The sequence below is a fragment of the Eoetvoesiella sp. genome (genome assembly GCF_035555955.1).
Lineage (GTDB): Bacteria > Pseudomonadota > Gammaproteobacteria > Burkholderiales > Burkholderiaceae_B > Eoetvoesia.
This window is the reverse complement of sequence record NZ_DATMGA010000039.1, coordinates 102,849-127,269: the sequence shown is the minus strand read 5'-3', so window position 1 is coordinate 127,269 and position 24,421 is coordinate 102,849. Positions and strand designations below refer to the sequence as shown.

General features: G+C 59.8%; 22 protein-coding genes and 1 tRNA gene. 13 read left to right on the top strand and 10 right to left on the bottom strand.

Translation table 11 applies throughout. The features are described 5' to 3' along the window. Positions 1 to 15 precede the first annotated feature (15 nt). Genes ampD through VNT00_RS11195 form a run of 3 tightly spaced genes read right to left on the bottom strand, consistent with a single transcriptional unit; the run spans position 16 to position 1,695 of the window. A complete protein-coding gene (ampD, locus tag VNT00_RS11205) occupies positions 16 to 600 on the bottom strand; it encodes a 1,6-anhydro-N-acetylmuramyl-L-alanine amidase AmpD (RefSeq protein ID WP_325587460.1) in 585 nt (194 codons plus the stop codon). Next, complete coding sequence (locus VNT00_RS11200; RefSeq protein ID WP_325587458.1) at positions 597 to 851, bottom strand: PP0621 family protein; 255 nt, start codon at positions 849 to 851, stop codon at positions 597 to 599. Before VNT00_RS11200 ends, ampD begins: the two co-directional genes overlap by 4 nt. Before the next feature lies 1 nt (position 852). Continuing rightward, entirely contained in the window at positions 853 to 1,695 is an 843-nt protein-coding gene (locus VNT00_RS11195; RefSeq protein ID WP_325587456.1) for a cytochrome C assembly family protein, read from the bottom strand. Positions 1,696 to 1,795: 100 nt separating this feature from the next. Between VNT00_RS11195 and ffh the strand changes: the two genes are divergently transcribed. After that, positions 1,796 to 3,211: a signal recognition particle protein gene (ffh, locus tag VNT00_RS11190; RefSeq protein ID WP_325587454.1), complete on the top strand. Its 1,416-nt coding sequence runs from the start codon at positions 1,796 to 1,798 to the stop codon at positions 3,209 to 3,211. Between the two features lie 105 nt (positions 3,212 to 3,316). On the opposite strand, the gene thiS is transcribed toward ffh, so the two are convergent. Genes thiS through trmB form a run of 3 tightly spaced genes read right to left on the bottom strand, consistent with a single transcriptional unit; the run spans position 3,317 to position 5,159 of the window. Beyond that, on the bottom strand, positions 3,317 to 3,517 hold the full coding sequence (gene thiS, locus VNT00_RS11185) for a sulfur carrier protein ThiS (RefSeq protein ID WP_325587452.1): 201 nt from the start codon (positions 3,515 to 3,517) through the stop codon (positions 3,317 to 3,319). 3 nt (positions 3,518 to 3,520) lie between these two features. Next, entirely contained in the window at positions 3,521 to 4,456 is a 936-nt protein-coding gene (gene pip / locus VNT00_RS11180) for a prolyl aminopeptidase (RefSeq protein WP_325587450.1), read from the bottom strand. A 1-nt stretch (position 4,457) separates the two neighbouring features. Continuing rightward, positions 4,458 to 5,159, bottom strand: a complete 702-nt coding sequence (gene trmB, locus VNT00_RS11175; RefSeq protein WP_325587462.1) for a tRNA (guanosine(46)-N7)-methyltransferase TrmB — start codon at positions 5,157 to 5,159, stop codon at positions 4,458 to 4,460. Positions 5,160 to 5,334: 175 nt separating this feature from the next. Here trmB and VNT00_RS11170 point away from each other — a divergent pair. The 3 genes from VNT00_RS11170 (at position 5,335) to VNT00_RS11160 (ending at position 11,870) form a co-directional block, all read left to right on the top strand. Then, positions 5,335 to 5,408 (top strand) — tRNA-Gly (locus VNT00_RS11170). 89 nt (positions 5,409 to 5,497) lie between these two features. Then, the gene (locus tag VNT00_RS11165) at positions 5,498 to 10,528 is read left to right on the top strand and encodes an NACHT domain-containing protein (RefSeq protein WP_325587448.1); all 5,031 of its coding nucleotides are present in this window, start codon (positions 5,498 to 5,500) and stop codon (positions 10,526 to 10,528) included. Positions 10,529 to 10,814: 286 nt separating this feature from the next. Further along, the gene (locus VNT00_RS11160; protein WP_414650924.1) at positions 10,815 to 11,870 is read left to right on the top strand and encodes a DUF72 domain-containing protein; all 1,056 of its coding nucleotides are present in this window, start codon (positions 10,815 to 10,817) and stop codon (positions 11,868 to 11,870) included. A gap of 9 nt (positions 11,871 to 11,879) precedes the next feature. Here the strand turns inward: VNT00_RS11160 and VNT00_RS11155 are convergent, their stop codons facing one another. The 3 genes from VNT00_RS11155 to VNT00_RS11145 form a co-directional block, all read right to left on the bottom strand. Then, positions 11,880 to 12,188, bottom strand: coding sequence for a type II toxin-antitoxin system RelE/ParE family toxin (locus VNT00_RS11155; RefSeq protein WP_325587445.1), 309 nt, complete (start codon positions 12,186 to 12,188; stop codon positions 11,880 to 11,882). After that, positions 12,185 to 12,460, bottom strand: a complete 276-nt coding sequence (locus VNT00_RS11150) for a YlcI/YnfO family protein (protein ID WP_325587444.1) — start codon at positions 12,458 to 12,460, stop codon at positions 12,185 to 12,187. The genes VNT00_RS11155 and VNT00_RS11150 overlap by 4 nt, the downstream gene beginning before the upstream one ends. Positions 12,461 to 12,548: 88 nt before the next feature. Further along, positions 12,549 to 13,571, bottom strand: coding sequence for an LLM class flavin-dependent oxidoreductase (locus VNT00_RS11145; RefSeq protein WP_325587443.1), 1,023 nt, complete (start codon positions 13,569 to 13,571; stop codon positions 12,549 to 12,551). Between the two features lie 374 nt (positions 13,572 to 13,945). Here VNT00_RS11145 and VNT00_RS11140 point away from each other — a divergent pair, with 374 nt between their 5' ends. Together VNT00_RS11140 and VNT00_RS11135 are read left to right on the top strand one after the other, a co-directional pair. Then, positions 13,946 to 15,082: a lactonase family protein gene (locus VNT00_RS11140; RefSeq protein ID WP_325587441.1), complete on the top strand. Its 1,137-nt coding sequence runs from the start codon at positions 13,946 to 13,948 to the stop codon at positions 15,080 to 15,082. A 54-nt stretch (positions 15,083 to 15,136) separates the two neighbouring features. Further along, positions 15,137 to 16,117: a PI-PLC domain-containing protein gene (locus VNT00_RS11135; RefSeq protein ID WP_325587439.1), complete on the top strand. Its 981-nt coding sequence runs from the start codon at positions 15,137 to 15,139 to the stop codon at positions 16,115 to 16,117. A gap of 50 nt (positions 16,118 to 16,167) precedes the next feature. Here VNT00_RS11135 and VNT00_RS11130 read toward each other — a convergent pair whose 3' ends face one another. Beyond that, entirely contained in the window at positions 16,168 to 17,139 is a 972-nt protein-coding gene (locus VNT00_RS11130) for a LysR family transcriptional regulator (protein ID WP_325587437.1), read from the bottom strand. A gap of 155 nt (positions 17,140 to 17,294) precedes the next feature. On the opposite strand from VNT00_RS11130, the gene VNT00_RS11125 reads away from it, so the two are divergent. From VNT00_RS11125 to VNT00_RS11095, 7 genes are all read left to right on the top strand, one after another. Next, positions 17,295 to 18,881 (top strand): alkaline phosphatase family protein, encoded by a 1,587-nt coding sequence (locus VNT00_RS11125; RefSeq protein ID WP_325587436.1) that lies wholly within the window; start codon positions 17,295 to 17,297, stop codon positions 18,879 to 18,881. 264 nt (positions 18,882 to 19,145) lie between these two features. Further along, positions 19,146 to 19,955, top strand: a complete 810-nt coding sequence (locus tag VNT00_RS11120; protein WP_325587434.1) for a cyclase family protein — start codon at positions 19,146 to 19,148, stop codon at positions 19,953 to 19,955. 15 nt (positions 19,956 to 19,970) lie between these two features. Next, positions 19,971 to 20,312: a cupin domain-containing protein gene (locus VNT00_RS11115; protein ID WP_325587432.1), complete on the top strand. Its 342-nt coding sequence runs from the start codon at positions 19,971 to 19,973 to the stop codon at positions 20,310 to 20,312. A gap of 4 nt (positions 20,313 to 20,316) precedes the next feature. Next, positions 20,317 to 21,108, top strand: coding sequence for an SDR family NAD(P)-dependent oxidoreductase (locus VNT00_RS11110; protein WP_325587430.1), 792 nt, complete (start codon positions 20,317 to 20,319; stop codon positions 21,106 to 21,108). A gap of 2 nt (positions 21,109 to 21,110) precedes the next feature. Then, positions 21,111 to 22,043: a 3-hydroxyacyl-CoA dehydrogenase family protein gene (locus tag VNT00_RS11105; protein WP_325587429.1), complete on the top strand. Its 933-nt coding sequence runs from the start codon at positions 21,111 to 21,113 to the stop codon at positions 22,041 to 22,043. A gap of 52 nt (positions 22,044 to 22,095) precedes the next feature. Further along, complete coding sequence (gene kce / locus VNT00_RS11100) at positions 22,096 to 23,043, top strand: 3,5-dioxohexanoate:acetyl-CoA acetone transferase (RefSeq protein WP_325587428.1); 948 nt, start codon at positions 22,096 to 22,098, stop codon at positions 23,041 to 23,043. Between the two features lie 160 nt (positions 23,044 to 23,203). Then, positions 23,204 to 24,409, top strand: a complete 1,206-nt coding sequence (locus VNT00_RS11095) for an amino acid ABC transporter substrate-binding protein (RefSeq protein WP_325587427.1) — start codon at positions 23,204 to 23,206, stop codon at positions 24,407 to 24,409. The last annotated feature ends 12 nt before the right edge of the window (positions 24,410 to 24,421 follow it).

Sequence of the window (24,421 nt, the reverse complement as noted above, 5' to 3'; positions counted from 1 at the left end):
GGTGGCAGCGGCCACCTACGCCAGCGGCGGCAATTCCCTCAGCAGCCACTGGCTTTCGCGGGCATACCTGCGCCATTGGAACGCCGGGCCGGGGTCGGTCTTGCGCTGGGGGGCGATGTGTTCGTGGCCCCATACTGCGCTTAGCGGGTAGCGGGCGCGCAAGGCGCGGGTCAGGCTCTGCAGCGTTTCGTACTGCTCGTCGGTGTAGGGCTCGGTGTCGGTGCCTTCCAGCTCGATGCCGATGGAAAAGTCGTTGCAGCGCTCACGGCCCTTGAAGCTGGAGACGCCGGCATGCCAGGCGCGTTCGTCGGTGGAGACGAACTGCACGACCTGGCCGTCGCGGCGCACCAGGAAGTGGGCGGAAACCGTGACGCCGCACAGGCGGTCCAGCCAGGGGTGGGAGTCGTAGTCTAGCTTGTTCTGGAAGAAGTCGACGATTTCGGGGCCGCCGAACTGGCCCGGCGGCAGGCTGATGTTGTGGATGACGAGCAGGGTGGGCTCGACGCCGCGCGGGCGCTTGTCGCAATTGGGCGAGGGGGCCAGGGTGACGGTGGCGTGGGGTTTCAGCCAGCCTTGCCGGTCCAGGGCCAGGGCGCTCATTTGGGGGCTCCCAGCTTGGCGTGCTCTTTGCTGCACCAGGTTTTGCCGCCGACGAGCAGGGCTTCGGAGCGTGGCAGGTGGATGCCGCAGTGGGCGCAGCGCACCATGGTTTCGGGGGAGCCTCGTCCGGAGCGCGGCGCGGCCTGCCGCACGGGGCGCGGCTGGCTTTCCTTGCCGGCCTGGCGGGCCAGCAGGCGGGCGACGATCAGGCCGCCCACAATGACGATGAACCAGAATGCAAGCTTGCCCACGTTAGCCTCGTTGCAAAATGACGTCCAGCACGAACCGGCTGCCGGTGTAGGCCAGCACGACGAAGGCGAAGCCGACCAGCGTCCAGCGCAGGGCCTGCCGGCCGCGCCAGCCGCGCGCGTAGCGGCCGATGAGCAGCACGCCGAAGGTAACCCAGGCCAGCAGGGTGAAGATGGTCTTGTGGTCCAGGGGGAAGGGGTAGTTGCTGATTCCCATGGAAACGATGACGCCGGTGATGACGGTAAGCGTCAGCATGACGAAGCCGAACCAGATCAGCCGGAACAGCACATGTTCCTGCACCAGCAGGGGCGGCAGGGATTCCAGGGCGCGGCTGATGCTGCTGCGCTGCTCGGCTTGTTCCACGGGGCGGTGCAGGTAGCGGTCGAGCGTGGCCATGAGTATGGCCTGCATGGCGGCCACGGTGATCAGGCCGTAGGCAATGAAGGCGATGATGAGGTGGATGCGCAGCCAGTCGTTGTTGGCGTGGTCGATGAGGTGGCTGTGCGGAAACAGGGCGGCCAGCACGGTGCCCAGGGTGGCGGCCGGCAGTAGAATGAGCAGCAGGCCGTCGATGCGCATGGTCAGGCTTTCCAGCCAGAATACGATCATGCCTAGCCAGATGGCCACCGAAAGCGCCAGCGCCCAGCCCAGGTGCAGGCTGCCGCCGTGCAGCACGGCCCTTTCCAGGGCGATGCCGTGCAAGGCTATGGCGCCCAGCAGGCATATGCGGCGCACCCGGCCGGCCTTGCCCTGGGAGCCGTTTTGCACAAGAGGGCGCCACAGTGAAATGCCTAAAATGGCGTAGGCCAGCGCGGCCAGCGAGTGAAATACAATGTCAGCTGACATAGTCCTTGAGTTCGAATGGGACAGACAGGGCATAATGCCCTGATCACGGCATTTTAGACCGTATCCAGTTACACCAACTAGTTTAAGCGAAACCATCGTCATGCTTGAAAATCTAACCCAGCGCCTTTCCCGCGTCGTCAAGACCATGCGGGGCGAGGCGCGCCTCACCGAAGCCAATACCCAGGAAATGCTGCGCGAAGTGCGCATGGCGTTGCTGGAAGCCGATGTGGCACTGCCCGTGGTGCGCGACTTCGTCGCTCGGGTGAAGGAACGCGCCCTGGGCCAGGAGGTGGTGGGCAGCCTGAACCCCGGCCAGGCGCTGGTGGGCGTAGTGCACAAGGAACTGACGGCGCTGATGGACGGCGGCCAGGGCGACGAGGGCAGCGAGCTTTCGCTGGCGGCCCAGCCGCCGGCCGTCATCCTCATGGCCGGTTTGCAGGGGGCGGGCAAGACCACCACCACCGGCAAGCTGGCCAAGTGGCTCAGCGAAGGCAATCATGTCCAACATGGCCGCAAAACCGGCAAGAAAAAGGTGCTGGTCGTCAGCGCCGACGTCTACCGCCCGGCGGCCATCGACCAGTTGAAGACGGTGGCCAGCCAGGTCCAGGTGGATTTCCTGCCGTCCGACGGCGGGCAGAAGCCTGAAGACATCGCCCGCAACGCGCTGGATCACGCCAAGCGCCACCACTACGACGTGCTCATCGTGGACACGGCGGGCCGCCTGGGCATCGACGAGGCCATGATGCGCGAAATCCGCGCCTTGTACGACCTGCTCAACCCCGTCGAAACTCTGTTTGTGGTCGACGCCATGCAGGGTCAGGACGCGGTGAACGTGGCCAAGGCGTTTGCCGACGCGCTGCCGCTTACCGGCGTGGTGCTGACCAAGCTGGACGGCGACGCGCGCGGGGGCGCGGCGCTTTCGGTGCGCCACGTTACCGGCAAGCCGCTCAAGTTCGTGGGCTTGTCGGAAAAGCTCGACGGCCTGGAGCCCTTCCACCCCGAGCGTATGGCGCAGCGGGTGCTGGGCATGGGCGACATCGTGTCGCTGGTCGAGCAGGCGCAAAAGAACATCGATATCGCCGAGGCGCAAAAGCTGGCCACCAAGCTCAAGTCGGGCAACAAGTTCGACCTGAACGATTTTCGCGATCAACTGCAGCAGGTCAAGAAAATGGGCGACATGGGCTCCATGCTTGAAAAGCTGCCGGCCCAGTTTGCCCAGGCCGCCAGCCAGTTGCAGGGCGGCCAGGCCGAAAAGCAATTGCGCCGCACCGAAGGCATCCTTAATTCCATGACGCCAGCCGAGCGCGCCAAGCCCGAGTTGCTCAAAGCCTCGCGCAAGCGCCGCATCGCCGCGGGCTCGGGCGTGCCGGTGCAGGAAGTCAACCGTCTGCTTGCTCAGTTCGAGCAGATGCAGGGCATGATGAAAATGATGAAAAAAGGCGGCATGGCCAAGATGATGCGCGCTATGGGCGGGTTGAAGGGGCTGGGCAAGGGCGGTTTTGGGGGCATGCGCTAGGCAGCTTCACCAATTGCGTTGTTGCGCGACGAAGCCTTGAGTGAAAGATGAAAACGGGCGCCTAGAAAAAGGCGCCCGTTTCTTATTGTCGATGGTGGCTTACTGTCAACCTCCCCCCACCGCCACTACAATCTCTATGGCGTCATTCTCGGCCAGCTCGACCAGCGCATGCTGGCTTTTGGGAACGATGTCGCCGTTGCGCTCGACGGCGATGCGCTTGCCCTTGTAGCCCAGCGCGGCCACCAGGTCGTCCACGGTGCGGGCCTGGCCGGCGTCTTGCTGCTTTCCGTTGATGGTGATCTTCATGGCTTATCCAGCGAATTTGTCGGTGGCGGCCAGCAGGTGGCGCAGAATGCCGGGCTCGTCGAAGGCGTGCCCGGCGTCGTCCACCAGGTGGAACTCCGCTTGCGGCCAGGCTTTGTGCAGTTCCCAGGCGGTCTTGGCGGGGGTGCACACGTCATACCGGCCTTGCACGATGACGCCGGGAATGCCATGCAGCTTGTGGGCGTCGCGTAGCAACTGGCCTTCGTCCATGAAGCCGCGGTTGACGAAATAATGGTTCTCGATGCGAGCAAAGGCCAGGGCCGCGGCGTCGGCGACATGAGACTGCCGGTGCTGTTCGTTTGGTAGCAGGGAAATGGTGTGGTCTTCCCATTGGCTCCAGGCGTGGGCGGCCAACAGTTGCAGATTGCGGTCGCTTGACGTCAGGCGCTTGCGGTAGGCGGCCATCAGGTCGTGGCGCTCTTCGGGCGGTATGGGGGCAAGGTAATTTTGCCAGGCATCGGGGAACAGCCACGAGGCGCCTTCCTGGTAGAACCACAGCAATTCGGCGCGCCGCACGGTGAAGATGCCGCGCAGGATCAGCGCGCTGACGCGCTGCGGATGCGTTTCGGAATAGGCCAGTCCCAGCGTGGAGCCCCAGGAGCCGCCGAAGATCAGGCTTTGCTCGGTTTGCAGGATTTCGGCGCGCAGGCGCTCGATGTCGGCCACCAGATGCCAGGTGGTATTGTGCTCCAGGCTGGCGTGGGGGGTAGAGCGCCCGCAGCCGCGCTGGTCGAACAGCAGGACGTTGTAGCGCTGGGGGTCGAACAGGCGCCGGTGCGCGGCCGAGCATCCGCTGCCGGGGCCGCCATGCAGGAAGATGGCGGGCTTGCCTTGCGGGTTGCCGCAAAGCTCCCAATAGATTTGATGGCCGTCTTCGGTTTGCAGGAAGCCGTGGCGATAGGGTTCTATGGCTGGGTACATATCAGGCCTTGCGAGTGAAGATCAGGTCCCATACGCCGTGCCCCAGGCGCAGGCCTCGGGTCTCGAACTTGGTCTGGGGGCGGAAGTCCGGCCGCGGCGCATAGCCTTCGCAGGTATTGGCTAGGCTGGGCTCGCCGCTTAATACGGCCAGCATCTGCTCGGCGTAGTTCTGCCAGTCGGTGGCGCAATGAATGTAGCCGCCAGGCTTGATGCGGCTGGCCAGTAACTGGATGAATGGCGGCTGGATGAGGCGGCGCTTGTGGTGCCGGGACTTGGGCCAGGGGTCGGGAAAGTAGATATGCACGCCGGCCAGGGAATCGGGCGCGATCATGTCGCGGGCCACTTCCACGGCATCGTGCTGAATGATGCGCACGTTCGGCAGTTCCGAAGCCTCGATACGCCGCAGCATGGCGCCCACGCCGGCGTTGAACACCTCGATGCCCAGGAAATTGTCGCCGGGCCGCGCCAGCGCAATCTTTTCGGTGGTTTCACCCATGCCGAAGCCGATTTCCAGCACCGTAGGCGCCGTGCGGCCGAACACCTGGCCGAAGTCCAGGAGGGCAGGCTGGTAGGGAAGGGCCCATTTGGGCAATAGGCGTTCCAGGGCTTCTTGTTGCCCAGGGGTAATGTGGCTGCGCCGATGCACGAAGCTGCGGATATGGCTGCCGCCCGGATGCGGCTTGGCAGCCTGTTCGGTTTCCATGCCGGCCGTGATGTCGGGAATCTTGGGAAGGGGTGTGTCGCTCATGGACGGATTATAAGATAGCCGTCCGGAAGACGGCCGCCGAGCAAACCTGTGGTTGGCGCTGCTATAATCTCATCCGCAGCAAGATATAGGAAACCGCAAAAGCCGCCAGAGGCTTATGTTTCCAGCTAGCGCGGGTGTAGTTTAATGGTAAAACTGAAGCTTCCCAAGCTTCCGTCGTGGGTTCGATTCCCATCACCCGCTCCAATCAATCAATGGATTTCTGCGGAAATGGGGGACCCACCCCTTGTCGGACGGCTGTTAGAAGCGATGATTAGCAGGCTGTGTGGCTGGTTATGCTGCTTCAGCTCGTGGAGCCACTTGCTTTCAATCTGGATGGCGTGATTGGCCCACACTCGTTTGGAGAGGTACCACGGCAACGGTATTATCAGCAAGTGTCAACCATCCCCAACATTACCTATCTCGCGTCCGAGCTTTCACCGTACCTGGCGGAAGCGTTGCCGGAAATTGCGACTGACCTTGCCTCCAAAGGTATTGAGGTCACTGCTACCGCTACAGTACGAAGCTTGAGCTCATTGGGCGTGTCTTTATCTCGGCGGTTTCGCCGAGCTCGGGCCTCGTCGAAAGCGTATGCGTCGTTTGAGAAGAACTGGCAGGAGGCGACGACGCCATCGCAGCGTGAGAAGGCCATTCGTACCTTGCTGAGCGAGGAGCCAGGGTTTGCGGCGTCCCTGGATATGCTCTTGCTGCGTCGCGATTTCGTCACCGCGACGGCTTCTTACTGCAATCGGTTTCCAGCGCTGGATCAAGATCGGATTTTGTCGAACGATTACGTGCCGATTTCGATCCGACCCTTGACGGATACGACGTTCTCCGCCCCCTCTTTTGCACAGTCTGACATCGCACTGGAAGGTAATCACATTATTGAGGGGGATGGAGGCAGCGGGAAATCGACCTTCTTGCGATATCTGGCCTGGACGGCGGCCCAGACACTACTCCAGGACAGACACGAAGTCGCCTTTGATGACCTACGGCTTCCCTGTTGGATTAGCGCGGCAGACCTGGTGGATTCGGGAGATGTCGCGACCGCGCTTCACCGCGCCGTGACTTCAAGTCTTGGTGGAAGACTGCGATGGCCTTTACCCTCTGATTTTTTCGTTGCAAATGCCGTGAACGGCCATCGGAACTGGCTCATATTCGTCGATGGCCTTGATGAGATCGAAAGTCCCCAACGTCGAGATGTATGGGATGCCATCCGCCTTCATGCTGAACAGGACGGTGGTTTCCGATTCATTGTCGCCACGAGACCCGAAGCAGTTGTTTCAATTCCGACTAGTAGCGCATTTTCCTACTGGACAGTTGAGCCGATCAACACCACTGGACAAGCAGGTTTTGCGGCAAGCTATATTGCGGACTCGACCCTTCGCGAAAAGTTTGTGAAGCTTCTTACTTTGCGAGAATACCGGTTTATCGGAGGAGTTCCGCTGTTTCTCGCCATGTCTGCCCAGCTTTTCGCCAAAACCGGTGAATTGCACGAGCGAAAAATCGATCTATATGAACACTATGCTGCTAACGCGCTTGAGAAAGCGACTGGGGCCGATGCCAGTAAGATGGTTTTCTTAAGTGAGCTATTGCGCATCATTGCGGAAAATGATATCTCGGCTGCGGATTTGGTTCGTCAGCATAAGTCTCTTGTTCAAGCACTTACGGGCAGTTTCTCTGCCTTAGGTGCGGAAGACGCTCTTAGCGGGTTGCTCGACCGTACAGCATTGGTCCGCTGCAGCAGCAATAAGTACACTTTCTCGCACGATCTGCTCCGCTCCTACTATCGTGCGCTGGATCTCGCCAGACGGTACAGTCCCGGTTCTGGAACCTTGAAAGAAGTCGAGCCTTTTCGTGAGGGGTGGGCAATGATGGAGCAGCTTCTGCTCCGCTGGGACCTCGATGACCAGAATGTGGAACCCGTTCTGCGGTCCCTCCTCGAATATGGTGAGGAAGGTCTCCAATGTGCCGCTCACGTCATAGCCGCAGCGCGACGCCAGGGGCACAGTAAGATTGCCGTCAGTATTGCTGAGCGTTTCATAAGTGAGGCGAAGGAGTCTGGACCTCTCATCCTGGCTCATCGCATTCTCGTGATACTTGCCGAAGCAAGCGTAGCCGTCCGCCGTCTACTGATTAAGGAACTCGATTCCACCGCCTTGACGTCCGATACTTTCTTTGCGGAATGCCTGCTCGATGCGGGGGAGTTCGACGAAGCGCTGGACCACCTTCTTTGGGTAGCAGGCAGACATGATGGTTATCCGCCAGATAAAGTGGCTGCAGCGGAGCTTCTGCTCAAACACGACTATCGCGAGGAAGCACTCGAAGCGCTGCGCGATGTGGCGGAGAACGGTGAGGAAGATTGGACGATGATCGACGCCGCATCCATTCTTTATGAGCAGGAACGGACGCCACAGAATCGGCAGCTTCTCGCTGATCTTTGCGCAATTGATGAGAATACCGAACCTGATCGGATATTTTCCAGCACGCTGGCGCGATTGATGGAGATTGGGGAAGCCGAACTTGCGATACCTTATCTGAAGGCTGCAGCCCAACTGCCGGATGAGGTCGATGCCCTCAAGCTCGGCGATGCGGTCGAGGCTGCCCGACTGATAGCGATTCATCAGGACCAGTTGACGGGCAAGAAGGCTTTGGAGCAAATGCTCACGTCTTGCGAGAGGATGCGCGAAAAAGCTGAAATAGCCCGTGCACTCGCCGATCTTGGTTTCGGTCAAGAAGCGCGATCAGCACTTCGTTCTAGCCTCGATGCAAATGAGCTAGAGATCGACTGGTTCACTATTGAGCAACTTGTTCGTCTCGACATGGCGGACGAAGCCCGTTCTACCGTGGAGGCGGCAGTTGCACATCTGCTCGACGGACATGATGGTGTTTACAAGGCCGTCAACCTGATCGAGCATGCGCTGCCGCTCCTCGATGGGGGGGCGATGTCCTCCTTCGTTCTCTCTCGAGCACGGTCTTTGAGGGAGCCGCAGTTGGCACGAAGCGTGGCGCTACTCGGCGCGCCGGAAGATGCTCGCTCACTACTTTCGGATTTCCTGATAGATGATGATATCGGTCTGCGTATCAGAGCTGCGGGCGTTTTATGTGAACTAGGGGATGCACGGCTCGGCCAGAGAGAGCTGGGTACCATCGTTCGTAACAGCGAAATCGCAGTTTGCGATCGCGTTCGGGCTGCGGAAACATTGAAGAGTGTTGGTCTTTTGCGGCATGCCGCCTTTGCCTTCGCCCGTATTGCACGAGATGATAGTGCTGAGGTTTTCCATCGCACGCGTGCGGCCATCGCGTTTGACAAACTGGAGCATGGGCGAAACCATATTGTTTGGGATCCGCTCATGGCTCTTCTGGAGGATCGTACGCAGCTCGTGGCTGATCGTGTTGAGGCCGCTAAAGCCCTGATCTGTATCGATGGTGAGGACGGCTATGACGACCTCGTCTATTCTGAACTGCTTGCCATGCTGAGCGACGAGGAGCTTTCGGAGCGAGATGTTCTGCGCGTCGGGGCCTCGCTTGGAGCACGAGGTTGGAAGCTGAATGAGATGCCGCGGGTACACAAGGCGCTAGAGTCTAACGAGATAAGCCTGTTGGCTAGGATCGAGACGCTTCAGACCATTGGCAGATATGGTAGAAATAAGGAGGTAGTACAGCCTTTGATCCGTATTGCCGCGCATCCTGCTACGTCTGTAGAACTCGCGCTTAAAGCAGTTAATGCTGCTTGGAACTCCGACGACAATAGCGAGGCGCAAGCACTCCTTGGTCAAATCTCCCGGGATGAGGGGATTCCTCCTGCATGGCGACTGAAAGCCGCCAAAGAGCAGCGCGCTGATCTCCGATCGGGCTCTTTGCTCTTTCTCGCGCAGGATGATTCGATCGATATCGCTACCCGCGTCGAGGCATTAGAGACGCTTGCAATAGATGCATCGGTAGAGTGGGAAGTTGTGCTCAATGATATAGCAAATTCTACCGAACTTACTTTCCGAGATCGCCGGAAGATTGCGCAGGCTGCAGATAGGCTGAAGATGCCGGAACTGACGAAATCAGTGATCCAATCCATTAAGGATGACCGACCTCTGTCGATCTGGGAAATGGTTGAATTGGCCAAGCTCTGTCGCGAACTAGGCGACGGAGCCGGAGCGGAACAGATCTTGCATGAGTTGCTCTCTTTGCCTTTGGTTATCCTGATTAGTAGTGAAGATACGGAAACGGTGATCGAAGGAATCGAGCTCGCGGCAGCTCTGGATCGGGAGCTTGCCGCGAGCAGGCTCGAGCAGATATTGCTGTCGGGGGAAATAGGGTGGTGGTCAATCGCCGATGTTCTGGAAGCTTACGCCAAGCTGGTTGGTCGAGGTCAGGCACTGATCACCGCCGCGCCGATCATCAAGGAATTGAGTACCAGTCTTCGAGATTCGGTTGACGAGGAGTATTCGGGATGGCCAGGGCAGGCAGCACGGCTTCTGAGGCGCGGGTTCTATAGCGATTATGGTTCGCTGCTCGTCTTCGCGGAAAACGAAGGAAACAGACTACGTGAGCGTGTAGAGGCCTGCGCGCTTGTCATAAGCTATGCTGATGCCGCTTCGCCTTTCCATAGTGCTGCACAGAGTGCGCTAAGTCGACTGCTTTGCGGTGCGTTATCTGCTACAGAGCAAGTTGAGGTAGCTCAGGAGCTGCACTGGGCGGGCTGTCATTCATATATGAATGCATGGCTGGATCAGTGCCTCTCCTGCCCCCCCGAAGACCCTAAGGATCGCCGTACTCTTGCCGGTCTCCTTCACGATCTTGGCCGAACGAATGAAGCGAAAACGCTCGTTGAGAGCATGGACGCTTCCGAACTGCTCAAAAGACTACTGTTTCCGATAGATGAAGCTCTTGTGAAAAGCGTGCTCGAAGATGAGGTCAGGGACGGTATAACCTTCGAACAATTACTCAGCAATGATGATCCGGTTGATCAGGTCTGGCGTGCAATGGAATATGTTGGAGAGCATGGGGATCCCCGGGCGCTTAAGCTCATTCTAAATGCAGCTAAAGGAGCCGGCGACGATTCTTATTGCCAGTTGGACGCGATAGAATGCCTGGATCAGCTTGGTTTCCGCAAAGTCTCCAGGGCTCTGTTTGCCGCCATGCCTAAGAATGGAGTCGAGTCTTATTGGCTTGGGGCTCAGCTACTTCGGTTTGGAAGAAAGTCAGAAGCTACGCAATTCTATATTGAGTCTAGCCGCGCGGAAATAGAATATAACGAAAGCCTCGTTTGGAGCGGTCTGGCAGATTTGATGCTAGTAGCCGAACTGATGGAGTCTCGATCCAGGCTATAGCCGATACGTGTGCAGAGCTACGTACCTATATTATTCTCCACCGTCCGTGCTCACTGTCATTGCTGAACCGTCTTAAGGCCAGCCTACAGCCGCACGAAATTTCGCATGAGCCGAGAAGGCTCCCGATGTCAGGTCTGTGCCTGCGCCTGCGATAGATGAAAGTTTGGCTGATGGCTACAAATGTTTCTCACAGCAGTAATGATGACCAATGAAACACGATAGCCCTACTTCCCGCGGGCCATGATTCGAGTACTCTGTAGCCTACCTCCGTGCCAACATGACAAGTATGCAAGACGATCTTTTCGGAGATGCGCTTCCGCTGCCTCCGGCTAACTCCTCGAACCATGCGGCCTCTCGTGGAAATCCGGAATTTTCTGCCCTCCGTAGCCTGGCCAAGGTGCTTCCCGCTCCTGCAGCGCAGGAATGGTGCGCGCTCGCGCGGCAGCTTCCGACGCCGCTGCGTTTTGGCGTCTCTACCTGGTCATACCCGGGGTGGGAAGGGCTGGTCTGGGATGGTGAATACGATTCGAGCACGCTGTCGAAGCATGGTCTTGGCGCCTACCATCAGCATCCGCTTTTGCGCACGGTTTGTGTGGATCGCACTTTCTGGCGCCCGCTGACGGCAAGCCAGTATGCTGTTTATGCGGGGCAGGTCGATGACGGCTTCCGCTTCGTCGTCAAATGTCCCGCCAGAATTACCGACGCCCAGGTGCGTGGCGAAGAAGGCAGGGCGCGCGAGGCCAACCCGGCTTTCCTCGATCCGTCGCTGGCTGTCCAGGAATTTGTGCGGCCGGCGCTCGAAGGCCTGGGCGTCAAGCTCGGTGTTCTGGTGTTTCAGCTGAGTCCTCTGCCTTTGGGGGGGCTGAGTCGCTCCGCATCGCTGTTTGAGAAACTGGGCCGCATGCTGGCGGCTGTCAGGGAGGCTTTGTCCACGCACGGCGCCGTGATCGTCGCGGTGGAGGTGCGGGATCCTGAACTGCTGGGCCAGGCGCTGGTTGACACGCTCAAGGCGCATGGGGCCACTTTTTGCCTGGGCCTGCATGGCAAGATGCCGCCGATTGAAGAGCAATTGCCGATGCTGCGCGCGCTATGGCCGAGGCCGCTGGTCTGCCGGTGGAACCTGAACCGTATTTTCGGCGCGTATGGGTATGCCGACGCGCAGAAAAAACACGATCCGTTCAATGCCATTCGCAGCGAGGATATCCCTACTCGCACGGTGCTGGCGCGCACGATCCGCGGGATCACGGGCGCGGGCCAGCCGGCCTACGTGACGGTCAGCAACGATGCCGAGGGCTGTGCGCCGCTGTCCATCCAAAAGCTGGCCCAGGCCATTGCGGAGTAGGCTTGCCCTTCAGTGGTAGTCGGATTCTCGCTGATGTCGCACCGCGAGAATAGTCACCATATCGTCCGGTTCGATCTCGAATAGCGCAACGTATCCGTAGGCGCCAAACGAGATGACCAGCTCGCGGAGATAGGGGTTGTTGGCAGTGGCCTTGCGGCAGGTGAATGGAAACTGCCTAAGTAATTCGATGCTTTGCGCAATCCGCTCCAAAGCCCTTTGAGCCAGTTGCGTGTTGTTCGGATCTTGCCCCAGCAAAAAGTCGAACAGCCGGAGCAAATCCGCTTCGGCCTCTTCCGTGAAGCGAACGGCGTAGGTCATGCCTTGCTGCTACGCTTCTTGGCCGCATCCAACTTCGTCTGAAGTTTGTTCAATACCGTCTCGGCATCCACATAATGACCGGTTTGCCGTGCATGATCGCGCGAAGCCAGGCCGCGCGCCAGGAAGGCATCGTTGGCCTTGCGCAATTCGACCTGGCTTCGTACGGCTTGCTCGATGAACTGGGACAGGCTTTCTCCTTCACGCAGAACGCTTTCGGTGTCCTGGCGCAACAGGGGGTCGACTCTGAGCGGAGGGAAGGTGGCGGTTTTCATGGGACGTCATTTTGCATTGCAATTGTGATGCATTTTAGGCTAACGAGCAGGGCATAGCAAGATGTCGAGTTTGCGTACGGTATTGTGGTTATCGCCAGCCCAGCGCGGGGGCCACGTGGGTCAGGATCGCCTCGATCACGTGCGCGTTGTAGTCCACGCCGAGCTGGTTCGGAACCGTCAGCAGAAGTGTGTCGGCTTCGGCGATGGCCTCGTCCTTCTTCAACTGCTCGATGAGTTTGTCCGGCTCGGCGGCGTAGCTGCGGCCGAACACCGCCCGTGTCTTGTCGTCAATGAAGCCGACTTGATCGGTGTTTTCTTCCGGGCGGCCGAAGTAGGCCCGGTCCCGGTCATCCATCAGCGCGAAAATACTGCGGCTGACCGAGACCCGCGGCTCCCGCGCGTGGCCGGCCTCTTTCCAGGCGGCCTTGTATGCCCGGATTTGCGCTGCTTGCTGGACGTGGAAAGCTTCGCCGGTTTCATCATTTTTCAGGGTCGAGCTTTGCAGGTTCATGCCTAGCCTCGCAGCCCAGACAGCCGTGGCGTTGGAGCCCGCGCCCCACCAGATTCTCTCGCGCAGCCCTTCCGACAGCGGTTCGAGACGCAAGAGGCCCGGCGGGTTGGGGAACATGGGGCGAGGGCTCGGCTGCGCAAAGCCTTCGCCTTGCAGCAGCTTGAGAAAGACTTCGGCATGCTGGCGCCCCATGTCCGCGTCGGTTTGCCCTTCGGCGGGCTGGAACCCGAAATAGCGCCAGCCGTCGATCACCTGCTCCGGCGAACCCCGGCTGATCCCCAATTGCAGGCGTCCGCCCGCGATGAGATCGGCCGCGCCGGCATCCTCGATCATGTAGAGAGGGTTTTCGTAACGCATGTCGATCACCGCCGTGCCTATTTCAATGCGCCGTGTTCTGGCGCCCACCGCGGCAAGCAGCGGGAATGGCGAAGAGAGCTGGCGGGCGAAGTGGTGGACGCGAAAATACGCGCCATCCAGCCCGAGCTCTTCAGCGGCCGCGGCAAGATCTATGGATTGCAAGAGCGTGTCCGAGGCGGAGCGCGTTTGCGATTGATGCGACGGCGTCCAGTGGCCGAAGGAAAGAAACCCGATTTTCTTCATGGTGATGCAAGCCTTGGAGGTTTGAAGCGGTGACTGAGTTTAATGCTTCGGCGGCCGCATCGGTTGCAGGCCGGTAGATAGCCTGAACCTTTCAAGGTTGAAGTGATTGAGTGCCCAAGCATGCCATAGGCTTGCCCCGGGGCTGGACTTCAGGAGAGCACGCTGTTCCGGAGCTGCGCGGCCTGGCAAACGGGCGGATGCCCGTTAAGCTCCTTGTAATTCATATGCCTTTCAGACACAATTATATTTCCATATGAAATAAGTATTACTGCATGTGTTGAAGCCTTTTACAGCCCGAGAGGAGTCATGCCGCACGGGCTGTTTTTTTACTGTACGTCGTTGCCCTATATCTCTATTCGAAAAAATTCCCACCCATGAAAAAAGTTGTTACCGCATTGGTAGTCCTCGCGTCGGCCTTGTCCCTTGTGGGATGTTCGGACGACGGGAGCTCGGGCAATAATGCCTCCACGGAAAGCGCGGATGCGTTCTATCGCCCCAAAAACCTGGCCATTCAAAAAGTCGATAGTTCGCAAAGCCTGCTGCGCATCCTCAGCGAGGACGACACGCTCACCACGTGCAGCATCGGAGCCTCCGGCGATCTTTCCGCCTGCGAGAATCAGGAACTGAACGGCGCCGACGTCGTGCACCAGATGGTGGTGAATGCGCGCACCGGCTCGGTGTATTTTCTGCAGGACAATGCCGATTCCATACTCGTATGCGATGGCGCCGGCGGTTCGATCTCGTCGTGCGCGCCGGCAACGGGGGGCGGCACCTTCACGGATCCGGAGTTCCTGGCCGTCAATGCAGAAGGCACAATGGCCTATGTCGCCAACGAAGACAATACGTTGACTGTCTGTACGATTGCCGGCGACGGCACTTTCGGCAGCTGCACGGTGACCGACGCCAATGGCGCGCTGGACACGCCCGTTTCGATCGGGCTGGTCTCGGGCGCCTACGGCACCCACGCGTATTTCCTGAACGGCGAAACCAAGTCCGAAGTAACCGCCTGCACGCTTGCGCCCAACGGCATGCCCAGCACCTGCCAGGCCCAGAACGACGGCACGTTCACGGCTCCTACCACGATCGCATTTTCCCCCGACGGCAAGTACGCCTATATCGGCAATCTCGACGACAGCGTGGCGGTTTGCAGTGTTGGGAACGATGCCTCGCTTTCGTCCTGCCACGCAATCGACGGCGACAACGAGCAGCGCTTCGCCGGCATTCTGAAGATTGCCGCCGATACTGCCGGCGCCAATGTCTACGTTGCCAATGCCCGCAGCAGCACCATCACGCATTGCAAGCTTACGGGGGGCGGCGCCGACTTCGCCGACTGCACCCCCTACGGGATAGAGGGCTTTGCCGTCACCAGCGACTTCGTGCTAAGCGGTAGCGCCGCATCCCCGGCCATGTTCATTACCAGCCTGTACAACGACAGCGTCTATGGCTGCGGCATCGAGGCGGACGGCAGCATAGCCGACAGCTGCATCGCCACCCGCTTTCTGGCGCAATAGCAACCCCATATGTATTCATTCCCCATGTATCCGACATTCCATAAAGCCCTGAACATGTTTCGACAATTCCTGATCGCCTGTCTTCTGCCATTGTCGTTCTTTGCCACCGCGGCCCAGGCCGACGTGCTTTATTACAACATTGCCCACGCGGTCAATCACTCCAAGTACATCGATTGGGCCGTGAGCAATGGCGCCAATGGCATCGAGGCCGATCTGCGCTTTACCGACAATGGCGAGGTTCTCAAGTTCCAGCACGGCACGATATGCGAGTGCCAGTTCCCGACAGGGTGGTATGCATGGAACGAAACGGATATCTGTGTCCAGATGATGTCGGTCAGCCCCACTTACAAGCCCGATCCCGATCTTCCGAAAACAGAGACCGTCAAGTCGGGGAAGGACGCCTGCCTGGTCAATGAAACCGCGCGCGGTTTCATGAATACCCTCGCCACGAAATCCTCGATTGCCCTGTTCATCGTCGACAGTAAGGTCGGCGGCAGCGTGGCTGCGAGCCAGGCGGCGCGCGCCGCGGCGGGACGCAATGTCATTGCCGCCCTGGTCAAGGATTTGTTTGGCAAAGGCTACAAAGGAAAGGTGATCGTCGGCGTCGACAAGGAAAAGTTCCATGCCTACATCATGGCCGCTGCCCAGGCCGCGCGCTCGACGTCCTATGCGAACCGTATTTACTTCAGCATCGACGAAAATGGCAATAAGGAGGAGTTTGCACTCAGCGCCATCGAGCTGTTGAACGAATATGCACCGGGCAAGGTGGCATACGGCAACGGCATCTCGGCCAATTTTGACGGCAATTACGAGAAGGTATTCAAGGTCGGCGTGGCGGCCGAAAAACAGGGCAAGGTTCAGTTCAACTACATCTGGACGCTGGATAAACCCAACCCGATGAACACCTACCTTTCCCTGGGCGTGCGCGGCATCATGACCAACAGCCCGAAAACCCTGCAGGGCGCCCTGAAGCCATACCTGGCTCCGGGCCGGGTTCCCGCCGGGCGCATGGCTCGTCCCGACGATCCCCTTTAATCTTCAAGAGTGGCCGGTCGGCCGCCGGCGCACTGCGTTTTGCGTGGCGGTTACAGGCCCTGGCCTTCGACCCCGGTATCGAATACCGAATCGATCACCTCGGCCAGTTTTTCTATCAGCAGTCTGGTCGAGGCCGGCATTTCGACGTGCTTGGGCCAAACGACGCCGATGGGCGCCGTTACGATGGCGGGGGGCATCTTCAGCGGCAGGATGCTGATGCCGCTGACGCGCGAGTAATGCTGGGCCAGATGCTGCGAATAAAAGCTGATGGCGTTGGCGTCGCGGATGAAGGTGTTGGACGCGGTCATCGAGCCGGATTCGATGGCGCCGGCCGGTAGCGGCATGTCAAAGTAATCCATGATGGCGTCGACGTGCTCGCGGAAGATGGCGTCGGGTGGCGGAATGATCAGGGGGTAGCCGGCCAGGTCCTGCACGGTGATTTTTTCCCTGCCGGCCAGGGGGTTCCGTGTTCCGCATACCGCGACGATGGCCTCGCCCGGATGCAGCGGCTGGAGTTCAAGGCCTGTGTGCCGCGGCGCGCTCGGCAGGGTGCCCACGATGATGTCGAGCTTGCCCTCTTGCAGCATGGGCAAGAGGCTGTCCGAGTTTCCTTCCACCAGAACGACCGTCGTGGCGGGGGCCTCTTCCTTGAGGAGGATGACGCTGCGCGGCACCAGCGCGGGCGCGGCCACCGGCAGCATGCCGATGCGTATGCTGCCGGTGGTGCCGGCTTTCAGGTGCCGCAATTCGTCGCGGGTCGTGTTGAGCTCGCGCAGCACCGAGCGTGAAAACCGGATCAGGCATTCGCCGAAAGCGGTGGGAATGAGGCCTTTGGGGTCGCGCTCGAACAGCCGCACCTCCAGGCCACGCTCGAGTTCGCTCAGCGACTTGGAGACGGCCGGTTGGGTGATGTTCAGGTAATCCGCGACGCGGCCGACATGGCGCAGCTCGTCCAGGGCCACCAGCAGTTGGAAGTGACGCGGCCGCAGGTTGGCGCGTATGTACCAGTCTAATCGTGCCATGGCATTTCCTGTAGAAAGAAAGGAATGGGCTGTATTACGAGACGGTTATCAGGGGCGCGGCAATTTTCATTGGCCGGCTTTTTCCGTGTCTGACATAGTAGCAGCAGGTGATTTTCCGCTGTCGGGAAATGGAAACTTTGGAAAAGGTAGTAGCGATGACTATGGTTGGCCAGGAGAGGGTTCGCAATGTGCTGTTCATCATGTGCGACCAATTGCGTTGGGATTATCTGTCCTGCTACGGGCATCGCGTGCTTGACACCCCGAACATCGACGGCCTGGCGAAACGGGGAGTGCGCTTCGATGCGGCCTATGTGCAGTCCGCATGTTGCGTGCCCTCGCGCATGTCGTATTACACGGGGCGCTATGTAAGCAGTCATGGTGCCACCTGGAACTACGTGCCCTTGTCGGTGGTGCAGAACACGCTGGGCGACTTCCTGAAGGGCGCCGGCCTGGAGGCGATGCTGGCGGGCAAGACGCATGTCATCCCGGACAAGCTCGGCCTGCAGCGGTTTGGCCTGGATGCCGATAGCTCGCTGGGCCGCCATTACCTGCAGGGCGGTTTTTCCGAACTGGATCGCTACGACGGCCACAGCAGTCCGGGCAGCGAAAGCGGGTACGCGGACTACTTGCGCGCACAGGGCTACGATAGCCCGGACCCCTGGACGGATTACGCCATAGGGGCCTTGGATGACAATGGGCAGGCCGTCAGCGGATGGCTGTTGCGCAATGCCCATTTCCCCGCTCGTGTCGATCGCCGGCATTCCGAGACAGCCTACATGACGGATCGCGCGCTGGAGTACATCCGTGCGAAGGGCGATCAGCCCTGGGTGCTGCACCTGTCGTACATCAAGCCGCATTGGCCGCTGATGGCGCCCAAACCCTATCACGACATGTATCGCGATGCCGATACCGGCCCCATCATTTCCCCCGCGGCGGAAACCACCGCGCCGCATCCTGTGCTGCAGGCGTATCGCCAGGCCCATGAGGACTGCATCAGCTACGGCAAGGAAGACGTCGTGCGGCACGTGCGCCCGACCTACATGGGGCTGATCAAGGAGGTCGACGATCATATCGGCCGGCTGATGACCGAGCTGGAGGCCTTGGGACGCCTGGACGATACGCTGATTGTTTTTTGCTCTGATCATGGCGATCAACTGGGCGATCACGGCCTGGGCGAAAAAGAGCTGTTCTACGAACAGGCGGTTCGCGTGCCCCTGATCGTGGTCGATCCAAGAAAATCGGCGGACGCCACCCGGGGCACGGCGGAAAGCCGTTTCGTCGAAAGTGTCGACGTGCTGCCCACCATGCTGGAAGCCCTGGGCCTGCCTCTTTCCGACCACTTGCTGGAGGGGCGTTCGCTGCGCCCGATATTGCAAGGTGAACAGGTCGACGACTGGCGGGATTGCGTGTTCAGCGAACTGGACTATGCCTTTCGCGATGCGCGCGTTTTACTGAACCGCAAGCCCGACGAATGCTATGCCTGGATGGTGCGCGACTCGCGCTGGAAATACATTCACTACCAGGGCTTTCGCCCGCAGCTTTTCGACATGCGCGACGACCCCCAGGAAATCCGCGATCTGGGCGAAGACCCACAGTACGAGGAGGTGCGCCGGTGCATGAAGGACCGGCTTGCCGACTGGCTGATGGAGCGCAAGCGCCGCACCACCATCGATAACGCCACCGTCGAACGGACGACCGAAGGCTGGAAAAACCTGGGCTTCATGAAAATCGGGGTCTGGTAGGTATCAGGCTTCCGATTTTGTACCGTATTGCGGGTTATAGGTATTGCTAATCGGTTAAGGCCATCCGCATTAAAAAATTTTTTATTGCGTCGCATTAACCAGAAATCTCATAGGGAAAACTGCAAAACTCCAGCCATGGGAAATGGCTGGAGTTTTGCATTTGCACATTTAAATTTATTGACATCGTTTGCGCGCTATCGGATTATTCGTACCGAAGTACGATTCAGTCGTACCGAATTGCGAAAATAAATGGAGCGCAGACAAATGGAATATCCGGCAACCCCCCCATCAAACACCGACGGTATCGAGTTCGTGGAGTTGAGCCATCCCTGGGGGCATGGCGTCCCCAATTGGCCGTATTTCGAAGACGTGAAAATCGAGCGGCTGCATTACATGGCCAAAAGCGGCGTGCTGACGCAGCGCATTACCACGGTGATGCATAGCGGCACGCACATCGACGCACCAGCCCATGTGGTCGAAGGCACGCCGTTCCTGGAAGAAATCCCCTTGGACCGCTTTTTCGGAACCGGCGTCGTCGTCAGCATCCCGAAAAAGAAGTGGGAGGTGATTACGCCCAAGGATCTGGAAAACGCCTACCCGAAAATCCAGAAGGGCGACATCGTCATCATCAATACCGGCTGGCATCACCACTACGGCGACAATTCCATGTACTACGCTTACTCGCCAGGGCTATACAAGGAGGCGGGAGAGTGGCTGGCGGAAAAAGGCGTGAAGATGGTCGGCGTGGATCAGCAGGCGCTGGACCATCCGCTGGGCACGGCCATCGGCCCGCACGGCGTCGGCCCTTTGCTGCCTCGAGTGTGCGAGGAATACAAGCGTGAAACCGGACGGGCCGTGGAAGAGGACTTCCCCTTGTGGGAGCCGGCTCATCGGGCGCTGCTGACCGCCGGAATCCCGGGCATTGAAAACGTGGGCGGCGACCTGGACAAGGTAACCGGCAAGCGCGTGACGATCGCGGCATTTCCCTGGCGCTGGGTGAAGGGCGACGGGTGCATCGTGCGCGTGGTGGCCATGGTCGACCACAAGGGCGATTTCCGCATCGAAAAAGCGTAAGCCCAGGAGCCTGCCATGAATGTCACCTACTTTTCCGACGCGCAACCCTACCAGGCTGCCCTCCATTTCGACATGCGTTCGCTCCGGCTGCAAGGGGCGGATGTCACCGATGTGGAAAATTTCTGGGTGGGCTTGTCGCATTTCCTGCCGGGTGGCGGAGCCAGCTGGGACGCATCTCCGCTCGAGAAAGTGTATGTGGTGTTATCGGGCGAAATGGTCGTCCGTACGAAGAACGAAGAAGCGACGCTTGGCGCCCTGGATTCATGCGTGATTCCAGCCGGTGAGGAGCGGGAGATCGTCAATCGTTCCAATCTGCCGGCATCCATGCTGGTGGTGATGCCAACGAAACGGGATTGAAATCATGTCCAGCACGATTAACAGTTTGTTCGATGTGGCGGGCAAGAGCGTGGTCATCACCGGGGCGACGGGAGCCCTGGGAGAGGCCCTGGCCCTGGCGATGGCAAGCGCCGGCGCGCGGCTGACCCTGGCGGCCGGAGGCGCGGCCAGGCTCGGCGAGGTGGCCGAAGCGGCGCGTGCCTGCGGGGCCGAGGTGGCGACGCTTGCGGCAAGGCCCGACGACGGGGAAAAGGCCGAGGCAATCATCGATGCCGCCGTCCAGGCATACGGCTCGGTCGATGTCCTGGTCGTTGCGTCCGGAACCAACAATGTGTCGCCGATCACGGATTTTCCGCAAGATCGCTGGCAGGAAGTGATGGACGCCAATGTGCTTGGCTCCTGGCTGATGTGCCGGGCGGCGGGGCGGAAAATGATTGCCCAGGGCGGTGGCGGCAAGGTCGTCCTGGTTTCCTCCACCCGGGGCAAGCTGGGCCATGCAGCGGGGTACACGGCCTATTGTCCTTCGAAGCATGCGATCGACGGGCTGGCCCGTTCGCTGGCCTGCGAGTGGGGGCGGCATGGCATCAATGTGAACGCCATTGCGCCGACCGTCTTTCGTTCCGCCCTGACCGCCTGGATGTTCGAGGACGATCCAAAAGGCAAGGAAGCGCGTGAAGGCATGCTCAAGCGCATCCCGCTGGGCCGTCTCGGGGAACCGGACGACCTGGTGGGGGCCGTGCTGTACCTGGCATCCAGGGCCTCGGATTTTTGCACGGGGCAGATCCTGTATGTCGACGGCGGCTATACAGCGGGGTAGCCATGTCCAGTTCCGATCAAGACCATATCGCCGTGGTGGGCGCGGGCCTCATGGGCTGTGGTATCGCCCAGGTCTTCCTGGCTGCGGGCCATTCGGTGTCGCTGTATGACCCGTATCCGGAAGCCCTTGCCAAGGCGGCGCCGTGCATACGCGCCAACCTGCAAAGCATTGGCGGATCGCAGGCGTGCCTGGCGCGGTTGACGCTTTGCGAGCACGTTGGCGATGCCGTTGGCCAGGCGGCTTTCGTGTTCGAAGCGGGGCCCGAGAAGCTGGAGCTGAAACAGCGCATCTTTGCGCAGTTGGATGCCGCGGCGCCGGCGGCAGCGGTATTGGCCAGCAACACTTCGGTCATACCCATTACGGACATTGCGTCGAAATTGCCGCCTGGGCGTCAGGCCCATGTCGTCGGTACGCATTGGTGGAACCCGCCCTACCTGGTCCCTTTGGTGGAAGTGGTCCGAACCGTGCAGCTTTCGGAAACTGCGTTCGATCGCACCATGGCGCTGCTGCGCAAAGTGGGCAAGAAGCCGGTCGAGGTCAAGAAGGATGTGCCGGGCTTCGTCGGCAATCGGCTGCAGCATGCCTTGTGGCGGGAAGCCTTTGCCATTGTCCATGCCGGCATATGCGATGCGCAGACAGTCGACGAAGTGGTGAAGAACAGCTTCGGCATGCGCCTGCCGGTGTTGGGTCCGCTTGAAAATGCCGAGCTCGTGGGCCTGGATCTGACGCTCGATATCCACAAGGTGGTGTTGCCGCATCTCGATGCGAGCGGCGGCCCATCACCCTTATTGGACAGCCTTGTGTCCAGCGGCTTGCTGGGCGTGAAGACGGGCGAAGGCCTGAGGCGCTGGTCGGAAGATGACGCGCAGGCCGTCCGGCAGCGCGTCGCCACGCATCTGCAGCGCATGCTTTTCGAGCGCGGGGCGGAAACCTGAAGCGATGATTTCAAGGCGGCCGCAGAGCTGCCCGATATGGATGGAGATCAGCATGACAACAGCAGTAAAACGCCCGCAACCCAAGGTCATCATTACCTGCGCGGTAACCGGGGCGATTCACACGCCGACCCTGTCGGATGCCTTGCCTTATACGCCGCAGGATATTGCGCAGCAAGCCGTGGAGGCGGCGCAGGCGGGAGCCGCCATTCTGCATTTGCATGCCAGGAACCCCGAAGACGGCAGCCCCACGGGTGATCCGGATGTCTTTGCGCAGTTCCTGCCGGCCATTGGCGAACGCACCGATGCCGTCATCAATCTGACGACGGGCGGCAGTCCCGAGATGACGGTCGAGCAGCGGCTGGCTGCCGCATTGCGTTTCCGGCCCGAAATGTGTTCGTTGAACATGGGATCGATGAACTTTTCGATGCACTTGATGGGTTCGAAGGTAAAAGACTGGAAGTTCCCATGGGAAAAGCCTTATATCGAAGCCAGCGAAGCCTTTATATTCCGGAATACCTTTCGGGATATCGCCAGGGTGCTCGAACTGATGTCCGATTTCGGCACGCGCTACGAGCATGAGTGCTACGACATCGGCCACTTGTATAACCTGGCCTATTTCGTGGACAGGGGGTTGATCAAGCCGCCGTTCTTCATCCAGGGGGTGTTTGGCATTCTGGGCGGCATCGGTGCCGATTACGACAACGTCGTTTTCATGAAGCGAACTGCCGACCGGCTTTTCGGCGGCGACTATGTCTGGTCTGTGCTGGCGGCGGGCAAGCATCAAATGCCCATTACGACCCAAGCGGCGATGATGGGGGGCAATGTGCGGGTCGGCCTGGAGGACAGCCTGTTCATCGGCCGGGGGCGCCTGGCAAGCAGCAATGCCCAGCAGGTGGGGAAAATCCGTCTCATCCTTGAGGAATTGGGAATGGAAATCGCTACGCCGGACGAAGCCAGGCAGATACTGGCGCTGAAAGGGCAAGCCGAGGTGGCGTTCTAGCCCGGCCGGCATCCACCGTCGCGGACGGCGGCGGTTTGGCGGGAGATGGTGAAGCAAGCTGCAGGAAGTGGTAGCAGGCCGGCGCGGATTGGAGCGTGCCGGATTGGCATTGTCAATGAGCTGTCCATGAGCAATCAAAAAACATATCAAGGAGACTTTCATGAAACGAGCTTTCCAGGGTTTACGTAAATCGCGGCTGGTTGCCGCGTCCGCCGGGCTGGTCTTGGGGCTGGCCGCCGCAACGGCCTGCCATGCAGCCAATGAAATCGTCATCGGCGCGTCGCTGCCGCTCAGCGGCCCGCTGGCGGGTTTCGGCAAATACCAGCAGTGGGGCTATCAGACCGCGGTCGACGATGCGAACAAGGCCGGCGGCGTCACGATAGACGGCAAGCAATACACCTTCCGCCTGATCGTTCGCGACGACAAGACGGACCCCAACGTGGCCGCCAGCAATACCGAAACCTTGATCTCGCGCGACAAGGCCCTGGTAATGCTGGGTTCCTGCACTCCCGCCCTGGTCAACGCGGGCGCGCTGGTCGCCGAGCGCAAGAAGGTGCCGCTGGTGACGGGCTGCGATCCTCTTGGCGCATTCCGTTCCGTGCGGAAATGGCATTATGTGTGGGATATCTTCTTCGACGAAGCCGAGCTGTCCGAAGCCGTGTTCAAGATGATGGACGACCTGGGCGTGAAAACCGACAAGACCTTGGCGCTGCTGCACGACAACGGCCCGGACGGAAAGGTGGTTGGGGGGCAGATCTGGCCCGCGCTGGCCAAGAAATACGGTTACAAGATCGTGCAGAAAACCGAATTCCCCGTGGACAATATGCAGTTCACGACGGCCGTCAGCGAACTGAAATCGAAGAATCCGCAAGTGGTGCTGGTCGATGCCATTACGCCGCAGGCGGTGTCTATACGCAAGCAGATGGCGGCCGTCGGTTTCGTGCCCAAGGTTCTCGACATGGAAAAAGGCGCGGAGCCCGAGCAGTTCGCCAAGGCGGCCGGCAAGCTTTCCGATGGTGTTCTGGTGGGCGCCTACTGGGATCCCAGCTTCAAGTATCCCGGCGCCTCGCAATTGTCGAAGCGGTTCGAAAAAGAAACGGGCTTGAGCGTCAGCCAGCATATTGCCGACTCGCATGCCGCGGCAAATGTCATGATCGATGCCATCATTGCCGCCAAATCGCTGGATCGCGCTCAGATCAACAAGGCCATTGCGAAGACCGACAAGGTCTATGTCGTCGGCCCCGTCAAGTTCGATCAGACCAATACGTCCAAGTTGCCGATTGCCATGTCCCAGTGGCAGGATGGCAAGCCCGTTATCGTATGGCCCAGGGATCTGGCCACCGGTACGTACATCCAGCCGAAATAAAGCCGGGCCGCC